The sequence below is a fragment of the Streptomyces sp. NPDC048361 genome, assembly GCF_040651795.1.
Classification (GTDB): domain Bacteria; phylum Actinomycetota; class Actinomycetes; order Streptomycetales; family Streptomycetaceae; genus Streptomyces.
In genome coordinates, this window is the sequence record NZ_JBEZKW010000021.1 from 91631 (window position 1) to 111688 (window position 20058).

General features: G+C 66.7%; 20 protein-coding genes, 1 tRNA gene and 3 pseudogenes. 17 read left to right on the forward strand and 7 right to left on the reverse strand.

Annotated features, from left to right (window positions below):
* Positions 1-10 precede the first annotated feature (10 nt).
* Positions 11-973 (forward strand): ArsA-related P-loop ATPase, encoded by a 963-nt coding sequence (locus AB0D31_RS15025; protein WP_362722101.1) that lies wholly within the window; start codon positions 11-13, stop codon positions 971-973.
* On the forward strand, positions 970-2517 hold the full coding sequence (locus tag AB0D31_RS15030) for an ArsA family ATPase (protein ID WP_362722103.1): 1548 nt from the start codon (positions 970-972) through the stop codon (positions 2515-2517). Before AB0D31_RS15025 ends, AB0D31_RS15030 begins: the two co-directional genes overlap by 4 nt.
* 200 nt (positions 2518-2717) lie before the next feature.
* Here the strand turns inward: AB0D31_RS15030 and AB0D31_RS15035 are convergent, their stop codons facing one another.
* Positions 2718-3095, reverse strand: a complete 378-nt coding sequence (locus AB0D31_RS15035) for a WhiB family transcriptional regulator (protein ID WP_362722106.1) — start codon at positions 3093-3095, stop codon at positions 2718-2720.
* 450 nt (positions 3096-3545) lie between these two features.
* Between AB0D31_RS15035 and AB0D31_RS15040 the strand changes: the two genes are divergently transcribed.
* Positions 3546-5831: a transglycosylase domain-containing protein gene (locus tag AB0D31_RS15040; RefSeq protein ID WP_362722109.1), complete on the forward strand. Its 2286-nt coding sequence runs from the start codon at positions 3546-3548 to the stop codon at positions 5829-5831.
* A 300-nt stretch (positions 5832-6131) separates the two neighbouring features.
* Here AB0D31_RS15040 and AB0D31_RS15045 read toward each other — a convergent pair whose 3' ends face one another.
* Positions 6132-6596, reverse strand: coding sequence for a GatB/YqeY domain-containing protein (locus AB0D31_RS15045; protein ID WP_362722111.1), 465 nt, complete (start codon positions 6594-6596; stop codon positions 6132-6134).
* Between the two features lie 90 nt (positions 6597-6686).
* Here AB0D31_RS15045 and AB0D31_RS15050 point away from each other — a divergent pair, with 90 nt between their 5' ends.
* From AB0D31_RS15050 to AB0D31_RS15065, 4 genes are all read left to right on the forward strand, one after another.
* Entirely contained in the window at positions 6687-7616 is a 930-nt protein-coding gene (locus AB0D31_RS15050) for a metallophosphoesterase (RefSeq protein ID WP_362722114.1), read from the forward strand.
* Between the two features lie 120 nt (positions 7617-7736).
* Positions 7737-7810 (forward strand) — tRNA-Pro (locus AB0D31_RS15055).
* Positions 7811-8053: 243 nt separating this feature from the next.
* Positions 8054-8743, forward strand: a complete 690-nt coding sequence (locus AB0D31_RS15060) for a DUF488 family protein (RefSeq protein WP_362722117.1) — start codon at positions 8054-8056, stop codon at positions 8741-8743.
* Between the two features lie 88 nt (positions 8744-8831).
* On the forward strand, positions 8832-9665 hold the full coding sequence (locus AB0D31_RS15065) for a hypothetical protein (protein ID WP_362722120.1): 834 nt from the start codon (positions 8832-8834) through the stop codon (positions 9663-9665).
* A 42-nt stretch (positions 9666-9707) separates the two neighbouring features.
* On the opposite strand, the gene AB0D31_RS15070 is transcribed toward AB0D31_RS15065, so the two are convergent.
* Both AB0D31_RS15070 and AB0D31_RS15075 read right to left on the reverse strand, forming a co-directional pair.
* Complete coding sequence (locus tag AB0D31_RS15070; protein WP_362722123.1) at positions 9708-10586, reverse strand: DUF4238 domain-containing protein; 879 nt, start codon at positions 10584-10586, stop codon at positions 9708-9710.
* Between the two features lie 276 nt (positions 10587-10862).
* Positions 10863-11249, reverse strand: a pseudogene (locus tag AB0D31_RS15075) (LacI family transcriptional regulator); the annotation flags it as partial.
* Here AB0D31_RS15075 and AB0D31_RS15080 point away from each other — a divergent pair.
* Positions 11217-11699 (forward strand): annotated as a pseudogene (locus tag AB0D31_RS15080) (mobilization protein); the annotation flags it as partial. The pseudogenes AB0D31_RS15075 and AB0D31_RS15080 sit on opposite strands and share 33 nt — an antisense overlap.
* Before the next feature lie 111 nt (positions 11700-11810).
* Here AB0D31_RS15080 and AB0D31_RS15085 read toward each other — a convergent pair.
* Genes AB0D31_RS15085 through AB0D31_RS15095 form a run of 3 tightly spaced genes read right to left on the reverse strand, consistent with a single transcriptional unit; the run spans position 11811 to position 14336 of the window.
* Complete coding sequence (locus tag AB0D31_RS15085) at positions 11811-12500, reverse strand: WbqC family protein (RefSeq protein WP_362722174.1); 690 nt, start codon at positions 12498-12500, stop codon at positions 11811-11813.
* Between the two features lie 46 nt (positions 12501-12546).
* Positions 12547-13215 (reverse strand): YdcF family protein, encoded by a 669-nt coding sequence (locus AB0D31_RS15090; protein WP_362722126.1) that lies wholly within the window; start codon positions 13213-13215, stop codon positions 12547-12549.
* Positions 13212-14336, reverse strand: coding sequence for a helix-turn-helix domain-containing protein (locus AB0D31_RS15095; RefSeq protein WP_362722128.1), 1125 nt, complete (start codon positions 14334-14336; stop codon positions 13212-13214). Before AB0D31_RS15095 ends, AB0D31_RS15090 begins: the two co-directional genes overlap by 4 nt.
* A 156-nt stretch (positions 14337-14492) precedes the next feature.
* On the opposite strand from AB0D31_RS15095, the gene AB0D31_RS15100 reads away from it, so the two are divergent.
* From AB0D31_RS15100 to AB0D31_RS15140, 9 genes and pseudogenes are all read left to right on the forward strand, one after another.
* Positions 14493-14921, forward strand: coding sequence for a hypothetical protein (locus AB0D31_RS15100; RefSeq protein WP_362722131.1), 429 nt, complete (start codon positions 14493-14495; stop codon positions 14919-14921).
* An 8-nt stretch (positions 14922-14929) separates the two neighbouring features.
* Entirely contained in the window at positions 14930-15382 is a 453-nt protein-coding gene (locus tag AB0D31_RS15105; protein WP_362722134.1) for an ATP-binding protein, read from the forward strand.
* Between the two features lie 53 nt (positions 15383-15435).
* Positions 15436-16539 (forward strand): radical SAM protein, encoded by a 1104-nt coding sequence (locus AB0D31_RS15110; RefSeq protein WP_362722137.1) that lies wholly within the window; start codon positions 15436-15438, stop codon positions 16537-16539.
* A complete protein-coding gene (locus tag AB0D31_RS15115; RefSeq protein WP_362722140.1) occupies positions 16536-16748 on the forward strand; it encodes a hypothetical protein in 213 nt (70 codons plus the stop codon). The genes AB0D31_RS15110 and AB0D31_RS15115 overlap by 4 nt, the downstream gene beginning before the upstream one ends.
* A 120-nt stretch (positions 16749-16868) precedes the next feature.
* Positions 16869-17672, forward strand: coding sequence for an aminoglycoside phosphotransferase (locus AB0D31_RS15120; protein ID WP_362722176.1), 804 nt, complete (start codon positions 16869-16871; stop codon positions 17670-17672).
* A gap of 97 nt (positions 17673-17769) precedes the next feature.
* Positions 17770-18630, forward strand: coding sequence for an abortive infection family protein (locus tag AB0D31_RS15125; RefSeq protein ID WP_362722143.1), 861 nt, complete (start codon positions 17770-17772; stop codon positions 18628-18630).
* 101 nt (positions 18631-18731) lie between these two features.
* Positions 18732-19021 (forward strand): annotated as a pseudogene (locus AB0D31_RS15130) (NUDIX domain-containing protein); the annotation flags it as partial.
* A 119-nt stretch (positions 19022-19140) separates the two neighbouring features.
* Entirely contained in the window at positions 19141-19563 is a 423-nt protein-coding gene (locus tag AB0D31_RS15135; protein WP_362722146.1) for a GIY-YIG nuclease family protein, read from the forward strand.
* A complete protein-coding gene (locus AB0D31_RS15140; protein WP_362722149.1) occupies positions 19560-19970 on the forward strand; it encodes a hypothetical protein in 411 nt (136 codons plus the stop codon). Before AB0D31_RS15135 ends, AB0D31_RS15140 begins: the two co-directional genes overlap by 4 nt.
* Positions 19971-20058: the final 88 nt, after the last annotated feature.

Genomic DNA, 20058 nt, shown 5'->3' on the forward strand with positions numbered 1-20058 from the left:
GCTCGATGGTGTGAGCAGGCTCCAGGTCGTCAGCGGCAAGGGCGGTACCGGCAAGACCACGGTCGCCGCAGCACTCGCGCTCGCCCTCGCGACGGAGGGCAGGCGCACGCTCCTCGTCGAGGTCGAGGGCAGACAAGGCATCGCGCAGCTCTTCGAGACGGAGGCCTTTCCGTACGAGGAGCGCAAGATCGCCGTAGCGCCGGGTGGCGGGGAGGTGTACGCCCTGGCCATCGACGCGGAACGGGCGCTCCTCGACTACCTGCAGATGTTCTACAAACTGGGCGGCGCGGGCCGGGCTCTGAAGAAGCTCGGCGCCATCGACTTCGCCACCACCATCGCGCCCGGGGTGCGTGACGTGCTCCTGACCGGCAAGGCGTGCGAGGCGGTGCGTCGTAAGAACAAGCAGGGCGGGTACGCCTATGACTATGTCGTCATGGACGCGCCACCCACCGGCCGCATCACGCGCTTCCTGAACGTGAACGACGAGGTGGCCGGGCTCGCGAAGATCGGGCCGATACACAATCAGGCGCAGGCGGTCATGCGGGTGCTCAAGTCGCCCGAGACCGCGGTGCACTTGGTGGCGCTGCTTGAGGAGATGCCGGTGCAGGAGACCGTCGACGGGATCGGCGAGCTGCGGGCCGCCGAGCTGCCGACGGGCAACGTCATCGTGAACATGGTGCGGCCGCACATCCTGGACGAGGCCGCCGTGCGCGGGGTCACCGGAGACCGGCGCAAGGAGGTCGCCAAGGCGCTGGCACGGGCCGGGGTGACCGGTTCGGCGAAGCTGGTGTCGCCGCTCCTCGACCAGGCCGCCGAGCACGCGGAGCGGGTGGAGCTGGAGCGTGAACAGCGGGGTGTGCTCGGCGAGTTGGGGCTGCCGACGTATGAACTGCCGTTGATCGGCGGGGGTATGGATCTGGCCGGGCTCTACCGGCTGGCCACGGAACTGCGCGAGCTCGGGGTGGGTGAGTGACTGTGGACACGGTCGAGCCGCTGGCGATCGATCCCCTGCTGGACGATCCGGGCACCCGCATCATCGTGTGCTGCGGTTCGGGCGGGGTGGGGAAGACAACTACCGCCGCCGCCTTGGGAGTTCGGGCCGCCGAGCGGGGCCGCAAAGTCGTGGTGCTCACCATCGACCCGGCCCGCAGACTCGCCCAGTCCATGGGTATCGACTCGCTCGACAACACGCCGCGCCGGGTCAAGGAGGTCCAGGGCGAGGGTGAGCTGCACGCCATGATGCTCGACATGAAGCGGACCTTCGATGAGATCGTCGAGGCGCACGCGGATCCCGCCCGGGCGAAGGCGATCCTGACGAACCCGTTCTACCAGTCCCTGTCGGCCGGCTTCGCGGGCACGCAGGAGTACATGGCGATGGAGAAGCTGGGTCAGCTGCGGGCGCAGGACGAGTGGGACCTGATCGTGGTCGACACCCCGCCATCGCGCTCGGCGCTCGACTTCCTGGACGCGCCGAAGCGGCTCGGGTCGTTCCTCGACGGCAAGTTCATCAAGCTGCTCATGGCGCCCGCGAAGATGGGCGGCCGGGCCGGGATGAAGTTCCTCAACGTCGGCATGTCGATGATGACGGGCACGCTCGGCAAGCTGCTCGGCGGGCCTTTCCTGAACGACGTACAGACCTTCGTGGCCGCCATGGACACGATGTTCGGCGGGTTCAGGACCCGGGCCGACGCCACCTACCGCCTCCTCCAGGCACCGGGCACCGCGTTCCTCGTCGTCGCCGCGCCCGAGCGGGACGCGCTGCGCGAAGCGGCGTACTTCGTGGAGCGCCTGGCCGCCGAGGACATGCCCCTCGCGGGGCTGGTCCTCAACCGTGTACACGGAAGTGCGGCAGCCCGACTCTCGGCCGAGCGCGCTCTCGCCGCGGCGGAGCACCTCGCGGATGCGGATGCGGATGCGGATGCGGATGCGGATGCGGATGCGGATGCGGATACGAGTATCGGTGTAGATGCCGATGTGGCCGCGGCTTCGGGTGCGGATGCCGATGTCGCCGTGGGTGCGGTTGTGGCCGCCGACCACTCCGTAGAAATTCGCAGTGCAGAAAATCTTGACGAACGTCGCATTGTGGATCAGGGGGCCGGGAAGGCTGGGGATCGTGGCCCCGGCGATTCCTCTCCCGACGCCGGCGAGTCACCGGACCATTCCCAGGGCCGGGACCATTCCCGGGATCACGATCACTCTCAGGACCGCGACCACCCCCAGGACCGCTTGGCGTACAACACTCACGGACACCCAGAAGGCGTCGACAGCGTAACTACCGGCTCCTCCAAGGGCGTTGACCACGTGGACTCCGTGGACGGGCTCACCGCCGCCCTGTTGCGACTGCATGCCGAGCGGATGCAGGTGATCGCGCGTGAGCGGCGGACGCGCGACCGTTTCACCGCGCTCCATCCCGAGGTCGCGGTGACCGAGGTGGCCGCTCTGCCCGGCGATGTGCACGATCTCGCGGGGTTGCGGGCCATCGGCGACCGGCTCGCGGCCGACGGATCCGCGACCTGAGCTGTCGCCTGCCCCCTGATCCGTGGCCCGGTTTCCCGGGGCCACCCGCCGCCACGCGGGCTGGCCAGCCAGCCCTCCCGGGGCTACCCAGCACGTCCTCCCGGGCTTGCCCAGCACGACCCGGGCGCACCCGACACCTCCCCGGGTCACCCGGCACAGCCGGCGCGGGGCCACCCGACGCGGCGAGACGCGTCCGCCCCTCAGCCCGCCGCCGCGTACGCCTCGTCGTCTCCGAAGGCGTGCTGGTACTCGTCGTACGCCGCCGCCTCCTCCTCCGCGCACCCGGGCAGTAGCCCCGTGCTGCGCTCGTACTCGGTACGCGCGGTCTCCAGAAGGCGGTGCCACGACGTGACGGTGGGGCGCCTGCGCAGAAGGGCGCGCCGCTCCCGTTCCGTCATTCCGCCCCACACGCCGAACTCGACGCGATTGTCGAGCGCGTCGGCCAGGCACTCGGTCCGCACCGGGCAACCGGTGCACACCGCCTTCGCCCTGTTCTGCGCTGCACCCTGTACAAACAGTTCGTCCGGATCGGTAGTGCGGCAGGCTGCCTGCGCACTCCAGTCGGTTACCCAGCCCATGCCGGCGCCGTCCTCTCCCGAATCGAGGCTCCCCCACGGCGGTAGCGGCATATTCACCGCTGCCAGTTGAGGACGTTACGGAAGGTAGGCGCAGCGCAACACCCCCGTCGGGCCCAATCTTGAATGGTCCGAACGGACTATGCGTACGCGGCAGATCACCCAACGGAGTGAGCGAGAGACATGCGTGATGAATCCGAAATAACAGGACGTATCACCTGAGCCACACCGGACGGCGAGTGACGCATGAGGCGCAACCGGACATCGATGACGGACATCAACTGACCTGACTCCCGCCGGATTCGGGGGACGGCGGAACACTTCCACGTGCTTGCGCGTACTTCCACGCACGGTCGGGACCACGAGGCGCAACCGGGCTGCTGTGACAGTCGAGAGCAGCTTAGGCCAGAGCCTTCACCTGTGTCCGGCGATTGAGAACGTAGGCTGCCCCCCATGGCAATGAAGCGATCGGGCGGAGGCCTGACCGGGTCTCAGCAGGCGGCCAAGTTCCTGGGCGTGAGTGTGTTGGCGGGCGCGGTGCTCGCGGGAATCGCCCTTCCCGCGGCCGGCGCGCTGGGGCTCGCGGCCAAGGGGACGGTCGAGGGGTTCGACGAGATCCCGGCCAATCTGAAGACCCCGCCGCTGAGCCAGCGCACCACGATCCTGGACAGCAAGGGCGGCACGATCGCCCAGGTCTACTCGCGCGACCGCACCGTGGTGCCGCTCGCCGACATCTCCCCATACATGCAGAAGGCGATCGTCGCCATCGAGGACTCGCGCTTCTACGAGCACGGCGCGATCGACCTCAAGGGCGTCCTGCGCGCGATGAACAAGAACGCGACGAGCGGCGGTGTCGCGCAGGGCGCGTCCACCCTCACCCAGCAGTACGTGAAGAACGTCTTCGTCGAGGAGGCCGGTGATGACCCCGACAAGGTCGCCGAGGCCACCCAGCAGACGATCGGCCGCAAGGTCAAGGAGCTGAAGTACGCGATCCAGGTCGAGGAGGAGCTCGGCAAGAAGAAGATCCTGGAGAACTACCTGAACATCACGTTCTTCGGCCAGCAGTCGTACGGCATCGAGGCCGCGGCGCAGCGGTACTTCTCCAAGCCGGCCAAGGACCTCACCCTGGACGAGTCGGCGATGCTCGCCGGCATCGTGCAGTCGCCGACGCGGTACGACCCCGTGAACGACACGACGGAAGCGAAGAAGCGCCGCAACACGGTGCTCCAGCGCATGGTCGACATGAAGGACATCTCGCAGGGCGAGGCCGACAAGGCCAAGGAAGCCCCGATCACGCTGCACGTGAGCAAGCCGAAGAACGGCTGCATCACGGCGGTCGACGGCGCGGGTTTCTTCTGCGACTACGTCCGCGAGGTGTTCCTCTCCGACCCGGTCTTCGGCAAGACGAAGGAGGAGCGGGCCAAGCTCTGGAACCAGGGCGGTCTCACGGTCCAGACGACGCTCGACCCGCAGAGCCAGAAGGCCGCGCAGGCGTCGATCAAGGAGCACGTCTACCAGAAGGACTCGGTCGCCACCGCGGTGACCATGGTCCAGCCGGGCAGCGGCAAGATCATGGCGATGGGTCAGTCGAAGCCGTACGGCTTCGGGGACAACGAGACGCAGATCAACTTCTCGGTGAACCGGCAGATGGCGGGCTCCAACTTCGGCTTCCCGACCGGTTCGACGTTCAAGCCGTTCGTGGCGGCCGCCGCCATGGAGCAGGGCCGCCCGCCGACGCAGGTGTACTCCTCGCCGAACGAGATGGAGTACCCGTCGGTGCAGACGTGCAGCGGCAAGCCGTACGTCAACCTCAACAAGGAGCGGGTGCCGAACGAGAGCGAGGACGAGGTCGGTCCGTACGCGCTCAATGAGGCGATGGCCAAGTCGGTCAACACGTACTTCATCCAGATGGTGCAGGACATCGGCCTGTGCCCGGTCATGAAGATGGCCGACAAGCTGGGTGTGGTGGAGGGCAGCGGCGCCAAGCTTCCCGAGTCGCCCGCCATCGCGCTCGGCGCCCGGGGCATCTCACCCCTGACGATGGCGACGGCGTACGCGGCCTTCGCCAACCACGGCACGTACTGCACGCCGATCGCCCTGGAGTCCATCAAGCGGGCCGACGGCAAGTCGCTGCCGGTGCCCAAGTCGTCCTGCAGCAGGGCGATGTCGGAGAACACCGCGAACACCATCAGCTCGCTGCTGCGCGGTGTGATCGACTCCGGTACCGGTCAGGAGGCCGGCCTCAAGGACCGGGACAACGCGGGTAAGACGGGTACCACCGACGCCCGCAAGAACGCCTGGTTCGTCGGCTACACCTCGAACCTGTCGGCCGCCGTCTGGGTCGGCAGCCCGTCCCAGCGCGTCGAGATGAACAACATCACGATCGGCGGGCAGTTCCAGGAGCAGGTGTACGGCGGTCAGGTCCCCGGTCCCATCTGGCGTGATGCCATGACCGGCGCGCTGCTGGGGCAGAGTTCGGCGCCGTTCACCACGGTCAACATCCCCGGCAGCGGCCAGAAGCAGGACGACGCGGCGGCGGGCGCGCCCGCCAACAACGGCAATGACAACGGGGGCAACGCCGGCAACGGCAACCCGGGCAAGAGCAAGAACAAGGGCAAGCACAAGCCGAAGCCGGGCGGCGACAACAAGCCCCCCGCCCACGGCGGCCGCCCGTCGAACGGCGGCATCTCCCTACCGCCGGGAATGATCGGCGGCGACACGGGAAACTGGCCGCAGTAGCAACCGGCGGGCCGGTGACGAGACAGCCGCCCGCCAACCGCGAGCCACAGCAAAGGGCGCTCCGGGATCACTTTCCCGGGGCGCCTTCGGTTGTACGGGCGGGACGTGACGTACGGGACGCCGCATGGGACGGGCGGGACGTACAGGAGCGGCGCGGAATCGTTACTGCTGACCGTTGACCGCTGACCGCATTCCGCGCGCCGCGCGCCGCACGCGGTGTGCGCCGTGCACAGCGCACTCCGCACTCCGCACTCCGCACAAGGTGTCCGCCAAGTGCGTCAGGTCCGCCGTACGCGGGACTCAGCCGGCGAGCTGCTTCTTCACCGCGGCGGCGACGCGACCCCCGTCGGCGAGACCCGCCACCTTCGGGTTGACGATCTTCATGACGGCGCCCATCGCGCGCGGCCCCTCGGCGCCGGCGGCCTTCGCCTCCTCGACGGCACCGGCGACGATCGTCGCGAGCTCGTCGTCGGAGAGCTGCTTGGGCAGGTACGCGTCGAGGAGCTCGCCCTCGGCCAGCTCGCGTGCGGCGGACTCGGCGCGGCCGCCCTTGTCGAAGGCCTCGGCCGCCTCGCGGCGCTTCTTCGCCTCCTTGGCGATCACCTTGAGGACCTCGTCGTCGGAGAGCTCGCGCGCGGACGTACCGGCGACCTCTTCCTTGGCGACGGCGGTGAGGGTCAGCCGGAGCGTGGACGAGCGCAGTTCGTCGCGCGCCTTCATGGCGGTGGTGAGGTCGTCCTTGAGTCGGGCCTTGAGCGTGGTCATGGACCCAGTGTGTCAGGTGGGAAGCGCCCCTCGCCCGCCGATTAACGCCGCGATCGCTGCCACCACGGTCAGGTCTGCGACGATGGACGCATGCGCGCGCGATACGGAATTCCCTTGGGTGTCACGGCGGTCGGGGCCGCGGGTCTCGCCTATGCGGCCGGGTTCGAGGTGAGGTCGTTCCGGCTGCGCCGGGTGACGGTGCCAGTGCTGCCGCCCGGGGCGCGCCCCCTGCGCGTACTCCAGGTGTCGGACATCCACATGGTCTCCGGCCAGCGCAAGAAGCGGGCGTGGCTGCAGTCGCTGGCGGGGCTGCGCCCCGACTTCGTGGTGAACACCGGGGACAACCTCTCCGACCCGGAGGGCGTCCCCGAGGCGCTCGACGCGCTGGGCCCGCTGATGGAGTTCCCCGGCGTCTACGTCTTCGGCTCCAACGACTACTACGGCCCGAAGCTGCGCAACCCCGCCCGGTACCTGTTCGAGAAGGCGCAGGGCAGGCACGGCCTGAACGGCAATGCGCCGGCCGTCGGCGTCGTGCACAACCCGTGGGAGGAGCTGCGGGACGCGTTCGACGCGGCGGGCTGGGTGAACCTGTCCAACACCCGGGGCCGTCTGAAGCTCGACGGCATGGAGCTGGCCTTCACCGGCCTGGACGACCCGCACATCAAGCGCGACCGGTACGAGCGGGTGGCGGGCGGCCCCGAGGCGGACGCGGACCTGTCGATCGGCGTGGTCCACGCCCCCTACCTGCGCTCCCTGGACGCTTTCACCACGGACGGCTACCCCCTGATCCTGGCGGGCCACACCCACGGCGGCCAGCTGTGCATCCCCTTCTACGGCGCCCTGGTCACCAACTGCGACCTGGACACGGACCGGGTGAAGGGCCTGTCGACGCACGAGGCGGCGGGCAACCGCGCCTACCTCCACGTCTCGGCGGGCTGCGGCACGAACCGCTACACCCCCATCCGCTTCGCCTGCCCCCCGGAGGCGACGCTGCTGACGCTGGTGGGACGGCAGGGGTGAGGACGCCGCAGCGGGCTTAGGACGCCGGAGGGCGAGGCTCGGGGGCCCCGTTAACCGGATTTCGTCTCACGCCGCCAGTGGGCTAAAGTAAACGACGTCGCCGCGACAAGCGGAGACGATCGGGGTGTAGCGCAGCTTGGCAGCGCGCTTCGTTCGGGACGAAGAGGTCGTGGGTTCAAATCCCGCCACCCCGACAGTGAAGTACCAGGTCAGGGGCCTGATCCATTGAGTGGATCAGGCCCCTGACGGGTTCCTGGAGATCGTTTGGGAGAAATCTGGGAGAAGATCTTGGTCGGCTTCTCCCAGGAACTGTCTCCAGTGCCGCAGGAAGAGCGGCGCCTACGCGCCCTCGGATCTGCGCGTTCGCGAATCCAGGGCTCGTAGCTGACCAGGAACACCGCGGCGGGCCGCCTCACCGGGCGTTAGGAACACCGCACATGGCAGGTCATCGCTCAGCGCCTCCCCACGACCACGCCCGTGCGCTCGCCCAGCGGGTACGTGCGCTACGGACGGACCGGGGGTGGACGCGGGAACGGCTGGCTAAGGAAGCGGGCATCGCCGTAGGGACTGTTAGCCGTCTGGAGAGCGAGGGAGCTATCCAGCCAGGTTTCTTCACCGTCGGCGCGGTAGCCGAGGCTCTTACGGTCTCCCTCGATGATCTGTTCCGGACGGCGCGGATCCCGACCGTCACGCCCGGTCTCTGGTCAGCCGGGTACGAAGGACGGGACATCGAGTCGTTCGTCGCCTCGCTCGTCGACAGCCGCATCAGTGTCGTGGCAGACGTACGGCTCACGCCGATCAGCCGTAAAAAGGGCTTCAGCAAGACGCGCCTCGGGGGTGCTCTGGCCGAAGTCGACATCGAGTACACGCACCTGCGTGGTCTGGGCAATCCGAAGGACAATCGCGAGCCCTTCTGGGACGGCCGCGTCGAAGTGGGCCGGGCGCGCTTCCGTGGCCTCCTGCGATCCGAGGAAGCTCAGACCGACCTTGGCCGACTCGCAGAGCATGCACGAGCGTCGCGGGTAGCGGTGCTGTGCTTCGAGAAGGACGAAAGCCGTTGTCACCGGCAGGTTGTCTTGGAGACGGTCCGCAGCCGGATCCAGGTGCCGGTGAATCCCTTGGCCTGACTTCGTCACGGGTTTCGCACGCACCCTTGCCAGCGGTGCAAGCCTCTCGTCCAATCAGATCGGGGAGATCGATGGAGGGGGGCATGCCATGGCGTCGGCGGCATTCGGGAGACGGCAACGCGCACGGATCATGATCACGGTCAAGACGTATCCGGAGCTGTCCAGTAAGTACCGCGAGACCAGCTGCGTGGCCGGCATACGCCTCGACCAAGGCGAGTCACAGCACGTACGGCTCTTCCCCGTGCCTTTTCGGCTCCTAAGCGAGGAGGCCCAGTTCTCCAAGTACTCGATCATCGAAGTCGACGTCGAGCCGCACCGCCTTGAGCGAGACTCCCGCCCAGAGAGCCTCCGGCCGTATCTCGACACGTTGGAGATAGTGGGTGAGGTACCGCCCGACGGCGGCTGGCAGAAGCGGTATCGCCACGTGGAGCCGCTGGTCGCCCCGTCGCTCTGCGCCATCAAGCGGGATCAGGAGAAGCGAGGAACGTCCCTCGGCGTCTTCCGCCCCGCCGAGATCACCCGCTTCCGGCTGGAGGACGCCGAGCCCTGGTCCGTCTCCAAAGCCGCGCTGGCCGACCAACTCGACCTGTTCGAGCAGGAGCTGAACCCGCTGGAGTGGGTGCCGCTCGACCTCCGCTACAGCTTTCGCTGCGCCGAAGACGACTGCCCGACCCACGACATGGGGCTGAAGGATTGGGAGGCAGGACAGTCGTACCGCAAGTTCCTGCGCAAGTACGGTGAGCACGGGGTCCGTGATGCGCTCCGCGAGCGCTGGTACACGCGGATGTGCGCCCCGAGCCGGGCCGTCCACTTCTTCGTCGGTAACATCGCGGCCCATCCCAAGACGTTCATGCTGCTGGCCGTCTTCTACCCGGAGCGGAAGGTCGTCGAGTACGTGCAGGACAGCCTGTTCGGCGAGTGACCCACTCTGCGGGAAAGAGATTTCCAGCAGAATCCGCAAAACTCATTCTACGGTAGGCGGCACGTCAGGATCTTCCTCAATCATTTTCAAAAACTCCCGTTCAGAAGAAAAGGAATTCTGACTGGATATTACAAATCGAGAGGCCATGAAGACTTGTGCAGAATTTTCACTCTGCACCATGCCCTCAGTCATCAGCACCGGCGAAATTCGGCAGTCAAATCGAGAGATATTCGAATTGCGCCACACGCCTTCATCGGGATAGCAATACATGATCACATCAGGGGCGAGCGGGTATACTACATACGCATCCTTGCCGAGGTTGCCCGGTTTTACCCAAGCCCGATTGTCAGACGTCCTGAAGGCCAATGGATTGTCCGATGTGACAAATGGAGAAGGCGTCAAATTCAGGGCGAAAAGCCAGGTGCATCGACTCACGCGATCGGCATAAGAGGAGATTAGCGCGTCATCCCAAAGCACCGCAGCATGGAGGGATCTAACGTCCTCTTCAGACTCGGCCTGGTACCCGTGCTGCAACGCCGAGAAGGCTACCAATATCGCGCGAGCGTCGGCCGTCCGTAGGGACTGGAGAGCCAGGAACTGGCTGATTATTTCTCGATTTACTGCAGGCATGGGTAGCGAATCGCCCGGATGTCCACTTCGAACCCAGTCGAGCCATTGACCTGTAATGGCGGATACTTGGCCCTCCAGGTCCGCAAATTGTTTTTCCATTTCCAACGGATTATGGCCGTGCTCAATCAACTGAGGCAGCTGGTAGAAGTTCGACTCCGCAGCTACTGCCTTCGGCTGAGTACGGAACACCCTATCGCTAGTCTTGTCCCAAGCCCATAGGCGTTCCGCCGAGTCAGTAAATCGACGTAAGTAGAATTGCGGAACATAATGATGAAGCTTAGGATCCGCCACGCCGCTCCCCCCTCAGTCCGCCAGCGCTAGTCAGCACGATTGTAGGAGCCACGTCCGACGTACGACAACGCCATATAACCTGCTGCGGTGAGCGTTGGGAAAGCGGGGGACCAATGGACGAGCCCCACCGGCACCACGTGGACACACGTCACGCGCCGTCGAAGAGAGGCGAGCACGATACCGGAGATGAGCGTCAGTAGCTGCTGCGGTCACATCTAGTGGTTACCGCAGCAGCCTTTGACACGCTCCCGTGCCACCGTTGCACCGCCCGCGCCACTACGTGGTGGTCAAACGGTCCCGCAACAGTTGGTTGAGGACCCGGACCGGCGAGGCAGGCGACATGGCCAGCCGAGCATCGAGTGCCGCCTCCCACTGCTCGGTCAAGCCGAGCATGAGGCGCCGGCGCATGCCGGGCGCGACGTGGGCGTAGCGCGCGGAGACCGAGCCGTCGATGTGGCCCATGCGTTCGTCCATGAGGACCTTCTCGGTGCCGAGGTCCTCCATCATCGTGCGGTGGGTGTGCCGGAGCCCGTGGGGCGTAAGGCCCTTGGCGATCGGGAGCCAGCAGGCGTCCGCCCGAGCGGCGGCACCTCGACCTCGCGTCGGGATGCCGGGCCGGGGTTCGCCGAGCAACCCGCCCCGAGGGACGGCGCGCTGCTGGCGATGTTCCTCGACGCCGCAATCCTTGTCGTCATCGCCTCCGCCCGCTGGCACCAGCGACGTCACCACAACCAGCAGGTGGTGGCAGCCCACCAGACCCTGATCCACCTGCAAGCCGCTTACGAGCAGACGGCCGCCGCGCCGCTGACCGCGCTCGCCCAACGCCGGCCACCCCAACAAGTCGTGGAGCGGCACACCCTCCTCATCCGACAGACCATGCCGGCCCATGCGACACAGGTAATCGACGACCCGTCCTTCGACGCACTCACAGCCGTGCTCGCGACCGCCGAAAAGGCGGGACACGATCCGGAGCAGCTGCTCCAGCAGGCCACCGACGAGCAGGCACTCGACGATGCCCGAAGCCCCGCACGCGTTCTGACCTGGCGCGTCGAGCGGCTCAGCGCCAGGCCGGTTACAAGTGACCGTGCACGTGTGGCATGGATGCGGAGTGCGGCACGGTGGCAGAACACGCCGGTCCAACCGACAACGGTTGCGCCGGCCTCCCAGCCACCGTCTCCAGGCACGACGTCGTTGATCACACCCGCTTCCGTACCCGAAGCGGTCTCAGGCCGCGCACCCCAGCGCATCGTGGGCGAATGCGAGAGCCCGGAACCGGGCTCCCACGGCGTCGGGGCCGCGGGAGGCCAGCGCCCGCAGAACACTGACCTGTCGCCCCGAGGCCCACATCCCAGTGGCCGGTGACAAAAACGGGACGACGGCCACGCCCAGCTCGGTGAAGGGGGCGTGGTCCAGGTAGGTCATACCGCCGGTGCCGCAAAGGTACGCGCGTGCACCGGTAGCGTCGGCCAGGTCGGCCAGCCGCTCGGACCGGCCCGTGCGTGCCGTCAAGGTGCTGCTGGTGGAGATCTGCCCCCGCCAGCCGAGTAGTTCGAGCAGCGCGCGGGTGGAGGCGGTGGCGACTGTCGCGACCCTTCCTGTGTCGAACGCGTTCCAGACCGGCTGAAGGGCGCGACCAAGGGCGGGCCAGTGAGGGCTGGTCCCGTACTGCTGGCGCAGGATCGATGAGGCTCTGCGTCGGGCCGCGGCAGGGTCGGCGATCAGGGTGTCCCTGATGAGGGTGGCGCGCCCGGAGGGGCGGTGAGTGGGGATGGTCAGCCACCGGTTTGGGCCAAGGCCGTCGAGTGTGGCGATGCGGGCGCGATGCTGGTAATCGCGGCGGACGAACTGCACGTCGTCCAGGACGATCCAGTGGTCCGCCGCGAACAGCTTGGCCAGCGTGGTCAGCCGGGGCATGAAGTTGGGCTGGTGGATGGCGCACAGGCCGCCTGGGGAAGAGAGTTCAGGAAGCGATGAGGCGGCTGGTGAAGTCGGCATGGATGAGGGATTCGTACGCGGCATGCACGTCCTCCGGGACCTCCTGCTCGATGGCGAACCCGAGCTTCGGATACTCGATCACCCGCTGGAGGTCGCCGACGAGCATGTCCACCACGAGCTTCTCGTCGCCGATGGACTTGAGGTAGTCGTCGAACTCCAGCGTTTCCGAGGCGCACACCATCTCGGCCTCGGGCCACAACTTGCGGGCGGTGGCGTACGACCGCCGTTCCATGTAGGGCTTGGAGACCAGCAGCACCTTCTTCGGGGTGATGCCGGCGTCGGCCAGGACCTCGCGGGCGAGGGTGATGTTCTGCCCGGTGTTCGCGGCGTGGGGCTCCAGCAGGATCGCGGAGGCGGGGACGTCGAGGTCGATGGCGTGCTCGCGGAAGTGGACCGCTTCGCCGCGTGGGAAGACCTTGGCGGTGGTCGGGCTGTTGCCGCCGGTGAAGACCAGCGTGGGGAAGAGACCCGCGTGGTACAGCTCGGCGGCGCGCGCGGCCACCCCCAGGTCGTGGCTGCCCAGGCCGATCGCCACGTCCACGGGGCGGGCCTGGTGGTGCACCTGGTGGTAATCCCAGATCAACTTGGCCTGGTGCCACTGGTCTTCGGTGATGGCCTGCTGGTTGTCACTCACGCGTTCGTCTCCCTGATCACCGTCGGCGAGGCCCGGGGCGGCCCCTCACTGCTGGCCTTGACGCTCTCGATACTGCGCAGTTGGTGCACGAGGCCGTACTGCGCGGCCGTCCGAGCGGCCTGGCCGAGAACGCGTAGCCCATCATCGCGGGTCGCCGCGTCGGAGAGCAGGATGTGGCCGTGAGCGGTATCCAGTCGTACGCGTTGCATCGGTGAGTCGGTACTCCCGCTGCTTCGGGCGATGTCGATGAAGTGCAGGGCTTGGGTGAGGTCGCCGACGCCCCGGCGGGCCAGGGCGAGCTTCTGATGGGCCACCGACCAGTCGTCGGGTTCGGTGAGGTCTTCGAATTCACGGGTCGCGGCCTGCATCACGCGGGTCGCGTAGTCGTGGTTGCCGTCCTTGCTGAGCGCGGTGCCCACCCACAGGCGGGCTCTGGCCCGGTCACGGCGAGAGAGCCGGTCGTCGACGGCGAGCGTCTCGTACGTACGAGCTGACGCCTCCAGGTCACCGGACATCTCCGCGACGACCGCGAGGGAAAGATCGAGCTGGGCGACGCGGCGGGGGATGTCGAGTTGGGTGAAGATCGAGCGTGCGCCCGCGTAGGAGTGACGGGCGGACAGCGGTCCGAGCACGGCGCCCTGGTCACGCCTGAGGTCCCCGAGTAGCGCGGTGGATCGGGCGTAGAGGTACAGGCCCTTGTCCTCGAGTTCGGCGGCCGTGAAACGGTTGAGCCATCGGCTCAGCAGGCTGTCGGCGAAGGTGAAGTTCTGCTGGGACAAGGCGACGACGGCACGGTCCAGGTCGTCGGTCCACGACTCGTACTCCCAGGCTCTGGGCCCGGCAGCCGTCACCCGGCGTCCGGCTGCCACCTGCCCGGGGCCGGCCATCTCCGACAGGAGCGTTTCGAAGCGCAGGTGCACGGAAGCATCGGCGCGGCCGAGCGCGGTGTCGAGAATGGCCTGGGTGTCAGGGCGGGGCTCGGTCGCGGACCGGAGCTTTTCCCACTTCGAGATGGTCGCGACGGCGAGACCGAGGCGCTCGGCGAAAGCCCGCACACTCAGGCGGAGGGCGAGCCGTAAAGCTCTGGCCTCCAGGCCGGTCCAGTGGTGCACGGTCGCCACGCGTCGCTCCCTTCCACCAGCCATGGAAGCAGAAGCCTCCAGCCCGTGGGGCGGAAGTGGAACGCAAGTGGAACAGCCGGTGATTCCCTACACGTTAGGACACGGCGACGCTCAACAGGTCACTCTTTCGCCGAGTCCCTTTGGACGGTCACCAGCATGGAACTCCTTACCGAGCACCGCCCGGTCAACGGGCCCGTCGTCTACGGCTTCCTGCGGCTGGTCGGGGTCTCCGTAGCCCGTCAGACGGCATTGCAGGCGTCACTGACGGAGTACTGCCGGATCCATGAACTTCAGCTCTCCGGCGTCTTCAAGGACAGGCACGCGAAGACCGAACCGACCTCCACCGCGTTCACCGGTCTGCTGGACGCGCTGGCCCTTCCCGACGTCTACGGCGTCATCGCCCCCGCCTTGTCCCACCTGGGGCCGAAGCACCTCGCCGCCGAACGCACGCGCCGTATCGAGGCCACTGGCGCCCGCCTGCTGCTGGCCCGCCGTCCCCGCATCGGGCACGTCCACGTGCCTCGTCACCAGACCGCCCACCGCCGCTTCCCCGCACCACTTCTCCTCCTGAGCAAGGAGTCATGAGGCACCCCATGCCCGAGTCGCTTCAGCAGTTCTTCGACGCTCGACACCAGTCCGTACGCAAGGCAAGGGATTTCGCCACCCGGGCGCTGGACGGCTGGGCCCTGACGAGCCGCACCGAGGACATCCGCCTGTGCGTCTCCGAACTCGCCACGAACGCCGTCGTCCACGGCACCGCCCGCGGGCACGGCTTCCTCGTCCGGCTCGACATCGACGACAACTGCGTACGCCTGGAAGTGCACGACAGCCGTCGCCAGCAGCCTGTCGTACGCGAGCCGGCCGTCACAGACATCTCCGGGAGGGGCCTGACGTTGGTGGCCGCGCTCTCCGACGAATGGGGAGTGAAGGACCGTACCCCGCTCGGAAAGGTCATCTGGTCCTGCTTCAAGACCGCAGGCGACGCCGCACACCCGATCAACCCTCCCGGCTCAGACCGCGACGACTGCCCTGTGGAGGTCCGATGACCGCAACCGGCACACCGGATCGGGCTGCGCCTGCCGCATCAAGCACGCGTCTCGTGGCCAGCCCGTTCCTCGCCCAGCACCTCCTTCTTCAGCCAGGCCGTGCGGTCGGTGTGCGCATTCCTGGGATCCGCTACGAGGAGCTGCGCGCCGCGAGCCACGAAGGAGACCCCCTGCCGGCCTGGCTTGCAGATGCCGCGGGGCAGGCGTGGGGCATCGAACTGCCTGACGGGCCGATCGGCGATTTCGTCCTCGTCCGCGAGCGATCGCCGTACGGGTACGCGAAGGCGTCCTGGGAGATCAACCTTGGCTGCGACTACGACTGCGAGTTCTGCTACCTCGGCGAGAAGCGCTTCGAGGGCCTGGACTGGACGGGCAAACAGCAGCTCCTGCGGACGATGCGCGACGCGGGCGTGCTCTGGCTGCAGATCACTGGCGGCGAGGCACTGATCGACCGCGAGTTCGGCGCCGCCTACGAGTACGCCCACCAGCTCGGGATGATGGTGCAGGTCTCCTCGAACGGCTCCTCCCTGCGCAAGCAGCCGATCCGCGAGCTGTTCGCCCGCCGTCGGCCCTACCGGCTCACGCTCAGCGTGTACGGCGCGACTGCAGGTACGTACGACAAGGTCACTCGCAACCGCGGCGCGTTCAGCCGGTTCATCCAGGGCCTGGACGCCGCCGGTCAGGACCGGCTGCCGGTCCGGCTCAACGTGATCGTGTCGGACGACAACGCTCACGAACTCGACGCGATGGTCGCCCTGTGCGAGCGCTACGGCTTCCCGCACCAGGTCTTCACGAACATGTCGCCGACGATCGACGGCGAGGCGAACCCGCTGGCGACACAGGCCGAGGGGCACATCAAGGCCCGGAGCATCTTCACCGGCTGCAACGCCGGCCGGACGTTCTTCCACGTCAACCCGCACGGCATCGCGTCCGTCTGCAAGGTCGGCCGCGACCCGAGCGTGAACCTCGTGACCGATGGCGTCGCCGCCCTCACCCGGCTCGGCGCCATCTCCGAGTCCCTACAGCTCCGCACCGGTGGATGCTCCGGCTGCACGAAGGTCGGCACCTGCCGTACCTGCCGGCCGCTGGCCAAGCTCTACCAGGAGGCGGGGGACCTACGAGAGCTCTACTGCCAACACGGAGGCTACGGATCATGACCCCACCCACCACAACCCTCACCCCGCCGCGCGAACCGGTGGTGCTCACCATCGGCCGGCGCCCAACCGACGGAGCCGTCGGCACCCTGCCCGTGCCCCTGCCAGCCGCAGCCATCCGCGACGACGAGGTCCAGATCGTCGCCGACCTGGATGAGGCGGCCGAAGGCGCCGAGTGCAGCTGCTCGGCCGGCGACGACCAGCCGTACTAGATACACCGCAGGCGGGCGCCGCACCGCTCGCGTACGCACCCCATGAGTGCCGCCCCGGTCATACCCTGGCCGGGGCGGCACTCCCTTGTCTCCGAGCCCCATGAGGAACCGCGCGTGTCCATGTCTCGTATTCCCTTCGATCAGCTCCCCGCCGACGTCCGCCGAGCTGTCACCGACAAGACCGGCGCCGTGCATCGGGCGGTGACCATGACCGGCGGCATGAACTCCGGTGTCGCCTCCGTCCTGGAGACCGAGAGCGGAAGCGTTTTCGTGAAGGGCATCGCGAGTGATCATCCACAGGTCGCAGCACAGCGGCGCGAGGCGGAGATCGCCCCCCACCTGCCCACGTCCTGTCCCCGCCTGTACTGGCACCTGGAAGTCGGTGGATGGAGTCTCCTCGGATACGAGGTCCTCAGCGGTCGCCACGCCGACTACAGCCCCGGCTCGGCCGACTTGGTGCTCGTAGAAGCCGCGCTCACCGACCTGCAACGGATCACTGCTCCGGCCGACATCGAGATCAAGGACGCGGTGGACCGCTGGGCGGATTACGCTCCGCCCGGAACGCTCCAGCACTTCAGCGGCAACACTCTGCTGCACACCGACTTCGCACCACACAACGTCCTGATCGCCGACGGGCGTGCTCGCCTCATCGACTGGGCGTGGCCAACGCACGGTGCGGCGTGGATCGATCCAGGCGCCCTGGCGCTGAGGCTCATGGACGCCGGCCACCCAGCTCAGGACGCGATCATGTTCGCAGGCCGCTTCCCGTCGTGGCGGAACACCGAGCCGGAGGCACTGGCGGCATTCGGTTCCGCATCTGCGGCGCTGTGGCGGGAGATCGCCCAGGAGGATCCAACGCCCTGGAAGCAGCGGATGGCCAAGCGGGCCGCTGCGTTCAGGCTCGTACTCCTCAGAGAGACATAGGCCCGGCAACAGTAGAGGGGGCGACGTTCGTCAGTGATAGACGTCCCACTGCGAAAAGGCCGAGACGGGCGCCAGCGCCTGCTCCTATCTTCAGACTATGACCGTCACCGCACGGCGGGATCTGGTGAGCCCCGCGACCCGCAACGCCTTTCGCGCTCTGGCCACGGACCTGACCATCCGGATCGTGGCCGAGCTGTGGGAGGACCACGGGTTCGCCCCCATCCCTCCAGACGAGCTGAAGTACCAGGACTCGGGCCAGCGTCGAACCGAGTTCATGCTCTACGCGGAAGGTGTCGACTGGTCAGACTCAAGCCAGGTGCGGCGTGCGCTCCTGGTCTTCGAGGACTTCATTCGCGCGTACCGCGACCCGGGCGATCAGGGCACACCGAAGTGGTTGGACGACATCAGGGTGCGCCTGGAACGGGACGGCTTCGCTCTCGATCAGGAGGGCAGGATCTCTTGGTCCAACCCGCCGGTGCTGGTCCGTGATCTGAGCGGTCTTAGCGACGCATCAGGCATCACGATCGAGCTGGAGCGTATCCGTAGAGACCTCACCACAGATCCCCACGGTGCCATTGGCGCAGCCAAGCAGCTCATCGAGGCGACCGCGAAGACGGCTCTCAACGAACTCGGCATCGAGGTCGACAAGAACGCTGCACTTCCCGCTCTGATCAGCACTGTCCAGAAGGCGCTGAGGCTTGATGCCGGCTCGGCGCCTGACGGACCAGACGGCAGCAAGGCCGTGAAGAAGATCCTTTCGGGCTCGGTGAACATCGCCGTCGGAGTCGCCGAACTACGCAACCAGGGTTTCGGCAGCGGTCACGGCCAGGCGAGCGCACCGTCCGGGCTTGGAGTGCGCCACGCCCGACTCACGGTCAACGCTGCTGTCACCTGGTGCGAGCTGATCCTCGACACCCTGTCGGACCCCGCCGCACCGTGGCGCAAGGCCAAGGTCTAAATCGCTCCATCCCCACAGATACCGTCTCGCCTGCAGAACCTTGCAAACTTGCTCCGCAGTGCAATTCGCAGGCAGCCCCGTATAGGGTGTGGGTTATCGTGGTACGCGAGCTCTACGAGGAGACCGGCCTGACGGTGAAGCCGGAGTCCCTCAAGGTCGCGCACATCATTCACGGAGCGTGGGGAGTTGAAGCCCCCAACGGCTTCCTCACCGTCGTCTTCGAGCCCACGAATGGACCGGAGAACCCGAGAACCGCGAGCCGCGCAAGCACGCCCAAGTCCGCTGGGTCGACGCCGACACCATCCCCGAGGAGTTCGTGGAAACCACCGTGAGTGCCCTCCGCCGCTACCTCGACGGAGGCCCGGAGGTCTCCCTGAACGGCTGGAGATAATGACGCCCTCGAGCCGCTCCTGCTCTAAGGCGTTCGATTTCGCCCCAAGAATTACCAGAAACGGGCCCTTTAACTCGACTCCGAGGCCGCAACCGGCCAACACTCCACCAGGGGGGCAAATGAGCCAGATAGAGCGCGGCGTAATTTACGTTCTCACAAATCCATTCATTCCCGGAATCGTGAAGATTGGCCGTACTGCACGAAAGCTCACAGAGAGGGTGCGCGAGATATCCCGCCCGACCGGAGTTCCTGCAGATTATGAAGCGATCTACGACCAAATCGTTTCTGATGCGCGCGCAGCGGAAAACGAGCTGCACTCCCTCCTGCGAGACCATCGGGTTAACCCGCAGAAGGAATTCTTCCGAATTTCGGTACGCGATGCAATCCGCGCTGTTCAAGGCGTGGCCGAAAGATACCGCGTGAACGAAGCCCGAGATTCGATTGAGGTTGAAGTCCTACCCGACCTAGAGAAGCGCATGGCCGGTGGCTGCGTCCAGATCTCGCATCAGTTAAGTTCGTACAGTTTTCCGACCTCTGCTTGATCAAATGGGTAGTTCAGCCAGGCTTTCGAAAACTCGCCGCATACGAGAACGTCTTTGACCTCGGCGTGTTCGGCGAATTTAGTGATCCCCAATGCGAGGATGGGGAATCTTTCTGCCCCGTACACAAAACGGCAGAAGATAATCTGAGGCGCTTTCTTGAGCTCGACCCGTACTCCATGATTATGACCGGGCTCGAAATTCTGTCGCACGAGGCTTCCAATTACGTTGCTTTCCTTTGGGAGGAGCACAAGATAGAAGCGCCCATCAACCTCGGCTGGAATGTCATTGACACGATGTACGACATGATGGGAGCTGAAGAGGAGTGGCGTGACATTCTGGCCAAGCACGGCATTGGCGATCGGTCTGCTGACGTCGCAGCAAGCATCGTTCCCAGTGCAAACTACTGACCTTCAAAGCGTGGTGTCGTAGGGGCTGACGGACCATGATCCCTGCGGTACGCCAAGTGCATGAGGTATGCGCAAGGGGGCGGGCTGA

Excerpts from the sequence above, each read along its gene's own strand:
- AB0D31_RS15115 (WP_362722140.1), top strand. The coding sequence starts at position 16,536 with ATGACCCCACCCACCACAACCCTCACCCCGCCGCGCGAACCGGTGGTG.
- AB0D31_RS15040 (WP_362722109.1), top strand. The coding sequence starts at position 3,546 with ATGGCAATGAAGCGATCGGGCGGAGGCCTGACCGGGTCTCAGCAGGCG.
- AB0D31_RS15125 (WP_362722143.1), top strand. The coding sequence starts at position 17,770 with ATGACCGTCACCGCACGGCGGGATCTGGTGAGCCCCGCGACCCGCAAC.
- AB0D31_RS15105 (WP_362722134.1), top strand. The coding sequence starts at position 14,930 with ATGCCCGAGTCGCTTCAGCAGTTCTTCGACGCTCGACACCAGTCCGTA.
- AB0D31_RS15045 (WP_362722111.1), bottom strand. The coding sequence starts at position 6,596 with ATGACCACGCTCAAGGCCCGACTCAAGGACGACCTCACCACCGCCATG.
- AB0D31_RS15085 (WP_362722174.1), bottom strand. The coding sequence starts at position 12,500 with ATGCCCCGGCTGACCACGCTGGCCAAGCTGTTCGCGGCGGACCACTGG.
- AB0D31_RS15060 (WP_362722117.1), top strand. The coding sequence starts at position 8,054 with ATGGCAGGTCATCGCTCAGCGCCTCCCCACGACCACGCCCGTGCGCTC.
- AB0D31_RS15035 (WP_362722106.1), bottom strand. The coding sequence starts at position 3,095 with ATGGGCTGGGTAACCGACTGGAGTGCGCAGGCAGCCTGCCGCACTACC.
- AB0D31_RS15135 (WP_362722146.1), top strand. The coding sequence starts at position 19,141 with ATGAGCCAGATAGAGCGCGGCGTAATTTACGTTCTCACAAATCCATTC.
- AB0D31_RS15120 (WP_362722176.1), top strand. The coding sequence starts at position 16,869 with ATGTCTCGTATTCCCTTCGATCAGCTCCCCGCCGACGTCCGCCGAGCT.
- AB0D31_RS15100 (WP_362722131.1), top strand. The coding sequence starts at position 14,493 with ATGGAACTCCTTACCGAGCACCGCCCGGTCAACGGGCCCGTCGTCTAC.
- AB0D31_RS15065 (WP_362722120.1), top strand. The coding sequence starts at position 8,832 with ATGGCGTCGGCGGCATTCGGGAGACGGCAACGCGCACGGATCATGATC.
- AB0D31_RS15050 (WP_362722114.1), top strand. The coding sequence starts at position 6,687 with ATGCGCGCGCGATACGGAATTCCCTTGGGTGTCACGGCGGTCGGGGCC.